We start from the raw sequence: 9,937 nt of genomic DNA, 5'->3' as shown, positions 1-9,937 counted from the left end.
TCGCGAAGTTGAACTGGTCCGAGCGGTAGAAGAAGCCCCGGTCCGGCAGCTGGTCCGCCCTCACGAGCCGCCCCTGCGCGTGGGCGAGCGCCGTGAGGGGCTTGTCCAGCGAGGACTTGCCCAGCCCGATGACCGTCACGTCCCGCGTGCGCCCGTGGATGTTGAGCCCGTCGATGTTGACGTTGGCCGCCACGCGCCCCGGGTGCACCGGCAGGTGCTCGGCGAGGTACTGCGAGCCCAGCAGCCCCTGCTCCTCGGCCGCCACCGCCGCGAAGAGGATGGAGCGCGGCGGCGCCTTCGGCAGCGCGGTGAAGGCCTTGGCCACCTCGAGCATGGCCGCCACGCCGGACGCGTTGTCCACCGCGCCATTGTAGATGGCGTCCTCGCCTGGCTTCGCGTCCGCCTTCGCCCCCAGGTGATCATGGTGCGCCGTGTAGAGCACCACCTCCCGGGCCAGCTTCGGGTCGCTCCCGGGCAGCAGGGCCAGCACGTTCGCCGTGGGCCGGCGGCGCACCTGGGTGGCGAAGCGCGTGGACACCTTCATCCCCAGCGGCACCGGGCGGAAGTCGCGCTTGCGCGCCGCCTCGCGCAACGTATCGAGGTCCTTCCCCGCCAGCTGCACCACCTGGCGCGAGGCCTCGTCCGTCGCCCAGGCCTTCACCTGCAGGCGCGGCCTCTCTCCCGAGGCCGGCAGCTCGAACTGCTCGCCGGACCAGGACGTCTGCACCACCTGCCACGGATAGCCCGCGCTCTGCGTGGTGTGGATGATGATCGCCCCCGCCGCCCCCACCTTCGCGGCCTGCGCGTACTTGTAGTCCCACCGGCCGTACCAGAGCCGCGCCTTGCCCGCGAAGAGCTTCGGGTCGTCCTCCGGGTCGCTGTTCAGGATGAGGAGCGTCTTGCCCCTCAGGTCCATCCCCTTGAAGTCGTCCCACTCGTACTCGGGCGCCTGGATGCCGTAGCCCACGAAGACCAGCTCCGAGTCCTGGAGCGAGGACACCTCGGCCTGCACCCCCGAGTAGGCGACGAAGTCCTCGTGGTACTGGAGCTGGGTGCTGCCCGAGGCCGTGGTGAAGGTCAGCGTCTCGGGGTGACCCATCATGCCCACCAGCTCGAAGGGCTGGAGGTAGCTCCCGTTCGGGCCCGCTGGCTTCAAGCCCAGGAGCTGGAACTGCGTGGCGATGTACTGCTGCGCCAGCGCATCCCCCCGCGTGCCCGGACCCCGGCCCTCGAGCAGATCCGAGGCCAGGAAGCCGATGTGGGCCCGGAGGTCCTCGGGCTCGATGGTCCGGGCGGCGGTCTTCTCCGCCGCCGTGGTGAGCTGGGCCTGGGCGGCGAGCGGCAGGAACAGGGTGGTGAGGAGCACCAGCGTCTGCTTCATCATCAGGCGCTCGGCTGCTCCGAGGTCGACGCCGGGGCCACCTTCCACACGGTGCCTCCGGCGGTGTCCATGATCTCCACCCCGAGCCCCTTCAGCGCCTCGCGCACCCGGTCCGCCTCGGCGAAGTCCTTCGCCTTGCGGGCGTCATTGCGCGCCTGGATGAGCTGCTCCACCTTCGCCACGTCGAGGCCCCGCTCCTTCACCGCCCGCTCGCGCCGCCGCAGCAGCCACCGCGCCGGCTCGTCCTCGAACAGGCCCAGCACGCCGGCCACCTTGCGCACGTCCTCGCGCAGCGCCTGGAGCGTCCGCCCCACCAGCGCCTTGTCCTTCACCGGAGGCTTGTCCGTCAGCTCGTTCATCAGCGCGAACAGGCCCGACAGCACGCCCAGCGCGCCCGCCGAGTTGAAGTCGTCGTCCATCTGCGACTCGAACTCGGTGAGGAACCTGCCCGGCTCGCCGTGCAGCGCGCCCTTGCCGAAGTCCTTCCCGCTCACGCGCTCGTCCACCTTGCGCAGCGTCTCGTAGAAGTACTCCATGCGCTGCTCGGCGTCCGCCAGCCCCTTGTCGGCGAAGCCCAGCGGGTGCCGGTAGTGCGTCGACAGGAAGAAGAAGCGCAGGGCCTCCGGGTCCACCTTCTCCAGCGCGTCCCGCAGCCGCACCACGTTGCCGAGCGACTTGGACATCTTGGCCCCCTCGAGGTCGAGGAAGCCGCAGTGCATCCAGTAGCGCGCGAGGGTCTTCCCGCTCGCCGCCTCGCTCTGGGCGATCTCGTTCTCGTGGTGGGGGAAGATGAGATCCAACGCGCCCCCGTGGATGTCGAAGCTCTCCCCGAGGTACTTCTTGCTCATCGCCGAGCACTCGATGTGCCAGCCCGGCCGCCCCTTGCCCCAGGGGCTGTCCCAGGACGGCTCGCCCGGCTTCGCCGCCTTCCACAGCGCGAAGTCCAGCGGCTCGTGCTTCTGCTCGCCTGGCTGCACCCGCTCGCCCGCGCACAGGTCGTCCACGTTCCGCTTGGACAGCTTCGCGTACTCCGGGTAGCGCTTCACCGAGAAGTACACGTCCCCCTGGGACTCGTACGCCACGCCCCGCTCCACCAGCTTCTCGATGATGCCGACGATCTCGGGGATGGTCTCGCTCACCTTCGGCGAGACGTCCGGCTCCAGCAGGTGCAGCGCCCGCGCGTCCTCGCGGAAGATCTCCACGAACCGGGCCGCCAGGGCCACCGGCGCCTCGCCCGTCTCTTGCGCGGTCTTGATGATCCTGTCGTCCACGTCCGTGTAGTTGCGCACGTACATCACCTGGAAGCCCCGGTAGCGCAGGTAGCGCACCACCACGTCGAACGAGGTGAACGTCCTCGCGTTGCCGATGTGGATGTAGCTGTAGACCGTCGGGCCGCAGACGTAGATCCCCAGCTTGCCCGGCACCGCCGGCTCCAGGGATTCCTTCTGCATCGTCATCGTGTTGAAGAGGCGGATCGATGTTGCGGCCACGTGTGCGAACCTCCCGCTGTTCCGTCCGGGTTGGAACGCCGGACTCTAGGACTTCCCCACGGCCACGACCACAAGTGCCTGACAGGACACTCAACACTACTGCCGTCCCCTGAGCACTCCAGGCACCTGAAAAAGGACTATCTTCCCCCTCTCCTGCGCTGCCCCCTGTCCCCCCTGGCCGCCAATCTGGGAGAATGCCCCCCATGTCGCCTCCCAACCCCAAGCGCCCGCCTCGCTCGTCCCGCCCGCCGGGGGAGTCCGCGTCGCGCCAGGAGCCGGAGGTGGAACTCCCCTTCGACGATGACGAGGTGGCCCCGCTCCAGGCGGATGACCCCCGCCCCCAGCGCGTCCCCCAGTACCCCGCGGGCCCTCGTCGCCGGCCCCGGCGCGGCTCCAGCGGCGCCTCGCGCGAGGGTCGCGACCGCGAGATGCCCGCCCGCTTCGACTCCGGCGAGTATGAGGACCCGGGCCACTCCCCCGCCTTCCTCTATGTCGAGCGCGGCCCCGGCGCCGGTCAGCTCCAGCCCCTGAAGCAGGGGGTGCTCGTGCTCGGCCGCGCCTCCTCGTCCGACCTGCGCCTGCAGCACCCCTCCATCAGCCGCCGCCACGCCCAGCTCACCCGCCGGGGCGACCAGCTCTCCCTGAAGGACCTCGGCAGCCAGAACGGCACCTTCGTCAACCGCGTCCGCCTCACCGGGGAGGTCGAGCTCCACGCCGGAGATGAGGTCGCCCTCGGCAATGCGCTCCTCCGGGTGCGTGGGCCGGGAGCCACCCCCGAGCCCCCTCGGGCCGCCCCCAGCCGGACCCCGTCCTCGCTCCGCGTGGGGATGAGCGCCCGCCGCGTCGTGCTGCTCTCCGTCGCCATGGGCGCCCTGCTGGCCGTGTTCCTCACGCTGGCCCTGGTGCGGCTCATGCGAGGCAAGGCCGAGCCCGCCTCCGCTCCGGTGGCGGAGTGGCAGGCCCCGCCGGTCGAGGTGGCGGCTCCCGTCCCCGAGACTCCCTCGGCGGACCTCGCTGCCCCGGAGGAGGCTCCGGACCCGGTGCCCAATCCCGAGCCCGCCGCGGAGCCCCTCCCAGAGGAGCAGCTGCGTGCCGCGCCCCAGACGCGCCCCCTGAGCGCCCAGGCCATCGCCAACAAGGCCGGCGCCAAGAGGGAGCAGGCCCCCAGGGAAATTCCGGCCCGTCCGAAGGCCACCGGGAACCGCTCGGCCCTGACAACGGGGAAGGCGGCTGCCTCCTCGCCTGCTCCCTCCGCTTCCCCCGTCGTGAACAAGGAAGCGGAGACCGAGGCCCGTACCCGCTACGAGGCCGGAGATGTCGGCACCGCCCTCGCCATCGCCCGCGGGGCCCACCTCGACGCCCTCTCCGACCGGCTCGTGCGCTTCCAGGCCGCCTGGGCCGCGGGCAGTGCCGCCCTGGAGGCCGGTGACGCCTCCACCGCCCTCCAGCAGCTCGCCCTCGCCCGGGAGCTCGATCAGGAGCTCTCTCAGGGGTGGAGCCGCTACGAGCCCCGGATTCGCGCGGCCCTGGAGCGGGCCCAGACCCTGTCGCGCTAGACCCGGGTCTCCTGGATACGGGGCTCGCGGTGCTATCATCCGAGCCCATGCTCCTTCCTCGGAAGCCACTGCGCGCAGGCCGTTGGGTCGTCGCATGCCTGATGATGCTCGGGCCCGGCATCGCGCTGGCCCAGGCCTCCGAGGCCAACTCCCCCGCCCTGACCGCCTCGCCTCCGGGAGCGCTGGTGGGCGTGGTGGTGGCCAGTCGGACGCTGGACCTCGCACCCAAGGTGGAAGGCCGCATGGAGGTGCTGAAGGTGCGCCTGGGCGAGCGCGTCTCCGCAGGTCAGGAGATAGCCCTGCTGGAACTGGAGCCCTTCGAGCTCGAGCTCGCCGCGCGGCTGGCCAACCTCAAGGCGGCCGAAGCCGACCAGGCCAAGAACCACCTCCTTCTCACCCAGGCCCAGCAGCGGCTGGAGCGTGAGAAGCGCATCCGCGAGTACTCCGCCGCCGAGGCGCTGGAGACGGCCGAGACGCAGGTGGCGCTCGCACTCGCCGACCTGGATCTGGCCAAGGCCCGTACCGCCGAGGCCAAGGCCCGGTTCGACCTGGCCGCCAGCAACCTCGCGAACGCGCGGGTGCGCGCGCCCTTCGCGGGAGTGGTGTCCGAGGTCCTCCTCCAACCCGGCGTGCTGGTGGGGCGGACCACGCCCCTGCTGCGGCTGGTGAGCGACGAGCTGCGGCTGCGCTTCGCCGTGCCCGCGGCCCAGTCGGGCAACGTCCGCCCCGGCACCGAGGTGCGCGTGCGGCTGGAGGCCCTGGACGTCACCGTGACGGGTACCGTGGACAGCATCTCGCCCGAGCTCGACCCGGCCTCGCGGCACCTGCGAGCCGAGGCGAAGCTGAATGTCCCGGCGGCCCAGCGCGGGCGCATTCCCACCGGACTGCTCGCCCAGGTGGAGCTGCGCCCCAACGTCGCCGCCACCGTGCCCTGAGCCCGCCAGGAGGAAGTGCCTCCCGTGCAAGGCACTTCCCCGGGGCTCGCGAAGGAAGGGGGGGACCTCCCGGGCGCGAACTCGCGCAACCTGTACACTTAGTGGACAAGTTCGCGCGCCGCGCGACCGGGAGGCCTAGCGGCCCTGGGAGATCTTCGCCTGGCCGCCCGAGAGCCGCGCCACGTCACCCGGGTTCCACTCCAGTACCTGCGTCTGGAGGCCCCGGCGCGCGAACTCCTCGCGCATGAGCACGTTGCGGCTGGCCTCCGAGGGCTCGCCCTCGCCCCAGCCGATGTCGGTGATGATGTGGCCCACGCCCTCGAAGCCGTTGGCGTAGGGCAGGAAGTAGCGGGCCTGGGCCGCGGCGCACGCCTCCACCGCGCCATCGATGCCCGCCGTGGTGTTCTTGAGCTGCCCCTGCTGGTACTGCCGGTACAGCCCCCGGAGTTGCTCGAACGGCACCGCCGCCCAGTAATGGTTCAGCCCGCCGAAGAAGGGCGACTGGAACTCACGCTGGCAGCACATCACCACGTCCGCCGGGCCGCGACGCCGGCAGGACTCGGCCAGCACCTCCGCCATGCCACCTTCCGGGTCCGCCCCGCTGTCCACCAGCAGCACGCACGAGAAGTCCTCGGTGTTGATGCGGTAGCAGTTGCCCCAGCTCCTCAGTCCCTCGCGCAGCCGGGGACCCTCGCGCGTGGGCTGCTCGCCGTAGAAGGGCAGGATGTCGATCTCGATGTCGCCCACCTTCACCGTCTCGCCCCAGGCGGCGGCCTGGACGGACTGACCGCACGCGCGCACCGTGGCCGCGAAGTCCTGGAAGGTGAGCAGGCTCACCCGAGGCACGCGCGGCACGATCACCGGCAGCTCCCGCCGGGCCAGGTGCGCCAGGAACGAGGGCACGTGCCAGTGGTCCACGTGGCTGTGGGTGATGGCCACCGCGTCCACCAGCTCCGGCCGCAGGTTGTTGGGGGCCCCGCGAATGTTCAGCAGCCGGCGCTGCATACCCACGGGATCCACCAGGAGGCCCGTGGTGCGCGAGCGGATGAGCAGCGAGGCGTGCTCGCGGCGGTAGATGCCGGGTCCGTCCGGCTCGGGCCACTGGAGCCCGGGCTGCGGGGCCTCCACGAGCCGCTCGATCCACGCCTCGTCATCGAAGGGCCAGGCCTCGCGCACCTTGCGTGGATCGCTCGTATGGGTGGCCGTGCGGAAGAACTCGGCCACCACGGGCACCGCCTCCTCGGGCAGCTCACTGCTCAGGCGCTCCTCGCCATCCTGGAAGACGACCCACCAGGTGCTCTTCTCGGGGAACAGCACGCTGTCCTCGACGAGGAAGCCGCCGTCCTCCGCCCCCTTCGGGCGCAGCACCGGCTGGGGGAGCAGCTTGTTGGCGCGCTCGAACAGCTCCCGCGTGGCCTGGGGATCCAGGTTCGCGCGGATCATCCCGTTGAGCAGATCGCCGAACTTCACCCCGCCGAGGTCCGGCAGCGACACCAGGTCCACGACGAAATTCGGAGAGAGCATTGTCGGTCACCCCACCTTGGCGGTCCGCTCCGGGACCGGGCTGCTGGCACTGGTGCGATCCTGGGACGACACCAGCTCAAAGTAATAACCCCGCTGGGACATCAGCTCGTCGTGCGTCCCCCGCTCGACCAGCCGTCCCTGGTTCATCACGAGGATGACGTCCGCGCCCTGGATGGTGCTCAGCCGGTGGGCGATCACCACGCGCGTGCAGCGCAGCTGCGAGAGGGCGTCCTGTACGGCGCGCTCCGTCTTCGCATCCAGCGCGTTGGTGGCCTCGTCCAGCAGGAGGATGGCGGGGTGGTGCACCAACGCCCGGGCAATGGCGATGCGCTGACGCTGACCGCCCGAGAGCGAGACGCCCATCTCGCTGAGCACCGTCTCGTAGTTCATCGGCATGGCCACGATGTCGTCGTGCACCTGGGCGCGCTTGGCGGCCTCCACCACCTGCTCCAGCGGCAGCGTGGGGTCCGCGTAGGCGATGTTGCGGCGGATGTCCCCGCGGAAGAGCGAGGGGCTCTGCAGCACCACGCCCATCTGCTGCCGCATCTCCTGCAGGTCCATGTCCTGAATGGGGGTGCCGTCGTAGCGGATGGCGCCGCCGGTGGGCAGGTACAGGCCGAGCATCAGGTGCGCCAGGCTGGACTTGCCCGCGCCCGAGCGGCCGACGATGGCCACGAACTGGCCCGGCTGGATCTCCACCGACACGTCCTGCACCACCAGGGGCGCGTAGGGGCTGTAGCGGAAGGAGACGTTCTCCACCTGGATGCTGCCCTGTAGCTTGGGGGTGCGGCGCGTGGTGGCGGGCACCTGCTCGCGCGGGGCCTGGAGCACGTCGTCCACGCGCTCCAGGTAGCTGCCCACCAACTGGAGCTGGAAGGCGGTGGCCACCAGGTTGGCGATGGGGCTGAGGAAGCTGCCCGCCAGCGCGTTGAGCGCCAGCATCTCGCCCAGGCTCAGCTCGCCGTCGAGCACCTGGATGGTTCCCACCGCCAGGATGGCCAGCGGCGAGGCCATGCGCAGCGTGCTGGCGATGGACTCGGTGAGCGCCTGCAAGCGCCCCCGCTCCAGCGAGACGTTGAGCACGTCCACGTAGAGGTTGGACCAGTTCTGCACGGCCCGGTCCTCCAGGCCCATGGCCTTGAGCGTCTGGATGCCGGTGAACATCTCCACCTCGAAGTTCTGCGAGCTGGCGCTCACCTCGAGGTTCTTGGACATCAGCTCGCGCTGCTTGCCCCGCGCGAAGAGGAAGACGAGCACCTGCAGCAGGGCCAGTCCCACGGCCAGCAGGGCGATCTGCCAGCTGCCGAAGAACAGCAGCACCAGGTAGACCATCACCAGGCTACCGTCGAGCACCGCGGACAGCGCGCCCGAGGTGAGCAGCTCGCGCACGGTGGCGTTGCTGTTGAGCCGGCTCATCAGGTCGCCGGCGGAGCGCACCTGGAAGAAGGAGAACGGCAGGTGCACCAGGTGGTCCAGGAAGCCCAGCGTCAGCCGGGTATCCATCGCCGTGCGCAGGTGCAGCAGCAGGTGGGCGCGCACCAGCGAGGAGATGAGCTGGAAGCCCACCAGGGCGCCCATGCCCGTGGCGAGGATGGCCAGCAGTGACCTGTCCCCGTTGGGCAGCACCCGATCCACCACCGCCCCGGTGAGCGAGGGCAGCGCCAGGGCGAAGAGCTGCAGCATCAGCGACATCACCGCCACCCGCCCCAGCAGGGCGCGCGCCTCCGACAGCAGGCGCAGGTAGCGATCAGAGCCGCGCGCCGAGGAGCCCTTCTGGAACGTCTCGGAGGGCTCGAAGAGCAGCGTGACGCCGGTGAAGGACTTGCGGAACTGCTCCAGGGTGACGTGGCGGCGCCCGAAGGACGGATCCACCACCTGCACGCCCTTGCGCGTCAGCTTCTCGAAGACGACGAAGTGCTTGAACTCCCAGTGCAGCACGGCGCCGGGCTCGAGCAGGTGGATCTGATCCATGTCCACCTTGGCCGCCCGGCCCAGCAGGCCGAAGCGCCGGCCGGCCTCCAGGATGCCGCGCGCGCTGATGCCCTGCGTGCTCAGTCCGGCCGCCACGTGGATCTCATCCAGCGACACCTTGCGGCCGTAGTAGCCCAGCACCATGGCCACGCACGCCGCCCCGCAGTCCACGTTGGTGAGCTGCGCCACGTAGGGGATGCGCCGCTGCCGCAGCCGCTCGCCCAGCCGCTGGAGCGCGGGAAAGCGCTCGGCGAGCGAGGGCGACTCGGGCGTCGGCGATTCGGAATCAGCCACGGTCGTCACCCCCGAGGTACTCGAGAATCGGCAGCAGCGTCACCCAGCCGTTGCGCGCGCGCACCTTCACCCGGGCGATGCCAGGCATGCCGGTGTAGTAGGTGTAGCTGCGGCCATCGGACTGGAAGGTGCTCGCGGGCAGCCGCGCCGACACCGCCACCACCGGGCCCTGCAACGTCAACGCGTCCCCCAGGCCCGGCCCCAGGTAGCGCCGTACCTCGGTCGGTCCCACCAGCTCGTCGCTGATCGCCGTGACTTCCAGCTCCTGGTACTCGTAGGGAAAGCCCTCCAGCTCCAACCGGAAGCCCTGCCCCTGCTTGATCATCGGCCGGTAGCGGCCGGGCACCAGCGCCAGCGCCCAGGACTCGGCCCCGTCGCGGAGGATGGAGACCACCACCTCGCCCGCGCCCAGGAACTGGCCCTCGCGCACGCGCACGTCGTTGACCTGCCCGTCGAACGTGGCCCGCAGGGAGCGCTCCGCCAGGCGCGCCTGGCTCGACTCGAGCTGGGAGCGCAGGGCCGAGAGCGCCGCCTGCGCGGTGGCGTTGGAGGGATTGAGCAGCGAGGCGGCGAGCTGGTTGCGGAACTCGTGCTCCAGGCGCTCGCGATCCCCGGACTCCACGCCCGAGTACAGCTCCACCAGCGGCTGGCCGGCCTTCACGTGCTGTCCGCGGCTCACCAGCACCCGGCTCACCCGTCCACCCGCCGTGGCGGTGACGTCCTCCAGGCCCTTCACCTGCACCAGCAAGGGGCCCTCGGCGTAGTCGTTGATGTCGACGAGGGCCA

Annotated in this window: 7 protein-coding genes; 2 read left to right on the top strand and 5 right to left on the bottom strand. The window is 70.8% G+C overall.

The window, feature by feature from the left end; translation table 11 throughout:
* Positions 1-1,384: M20/M25/M40 family metallo-hydrolase (locus VF697_RS39670; RefSeq protein WP_331103406.1), on the bottom strand; the 1,384-nt coding region annotated here is incomplete at its 3' end.
* On the bottom strand, positions 1,384-2,871 hold the full coding sequence (gene cysS, locus VF697_RS39665) for a cysteine--tRNA ligase (RefSeq protein ID WP_414641444.1): 1,488 nt from the start codon (positions 2,869-2,871) through the stop codon (positions 1,384-1,386). The genes cysS and VF697_RS39670, both read right to left, overlap by 1 nt.
* A gap of 203 nt (positions 2,872-3,074) precedes the next feature.
* On the opposite strand from cysS, the gene VF697_RS39660 reads away from it, so the two are divergent.
* Positions 3,075-4,427: an FHA domain-containing protein gene (locus VF697_RS39660; protein WP_331103404.1), complete on the top strand. Its 1,353-nt coding sequence runs from the start codon at positions 3,075-3,077 to the stop codon at positions 4,425-4,427.
* A gap of 101 nt (positions 4,428-4,528) precedes the next feature.
* The gene (locus VF697_RS39655) at positions 4,529-5,362 is read left to right on the top strand and encodes an efflux RND transporter periplasmic adaptor subunit (RefSeq protein ID WP_331103402.1); all 834 of its coding nucleotides are present in this window, start codon (positions 4,529-4,531) and stop codon (positions 5,360-5,362) included.
* Between the two features lie 135 nt (positions 5,363-5,497).
* On the opposite strand, the gene VF697_RS39650 is transcribed toward VF697_RS39655, so the two are convergent.
* From VF697_RS39650 to VF697_RS39640, 3 genes are all read right to left on the bottom strand, one after another.
* The gene (locus tag VF697_RS39650) at positions 5,498-6,886 is read right to left on the bottom strand and encodes an MBL fold metallo-hydrolase (RefSeq protein WP_331103400.1); all 1,389 of its coding nucleotides are present in this window, start codon (positions 6,884-6,886) and stop codon (positions 5,498-5,500) included.
* A gap of 6 nt (positions 6,887-6,892) precedes the next feature.
* Entirely contained in the window at positions 6,893-9,151 is a 2,259-nt protein-coding gene (locus VF697_RS39645; RefSeq protein WP_331103398.1) for a peptidase domain-containing ABC transporter, read from the bottom strand.
* Positions 9,144-9,937, bottom strand: a 794-nt coding sequence (locus VF697_RS39640; protein ID WP_331103396.1) for an efflux RND transporter periplasmic adaptor subunit, incomplete at its 5' end; no start/stop codon positions are given. The genes VF697_RS39645 and VF697_RS39640, both read right to left, overlap by 8 nt.

This window comes from Archangium sp. (assembly GCF_036388035.1).
Classification (GTDB): Bacteria; Myxococcota; Myxococcia; order Myxococcales; family Myxococcaceae; genus Archangium.
Note: the sequence above shows the minus strand (reverse complement) of the source record. Positions and strands in the feature narration are given on the sequence as shown.

Coding starts and splice junctions, on each gene's coding strand:
- VF697_RS39655 (WP_331103402.1), top strand. CDS start 4,529: ATGATGCTCGGGCCCGGCATCGCGCTGGCCCAGGCCTCCGAGGCCAAC.
- VF697_RS39660 (WP_331103404.1), top strand. CDS start 3,075: ATGTCGCCTCCCAACCCCAAGCGCCCGCCTCGCTCGTCCCGCCCGCCG.
- VF697_RS39650 (WP_331103400.1), bottom strand. CDS start 6,886: ATGCTCTCTCCGAATTTCGTCGTGGACCTGGTGTCGCTGCCGGACCTC.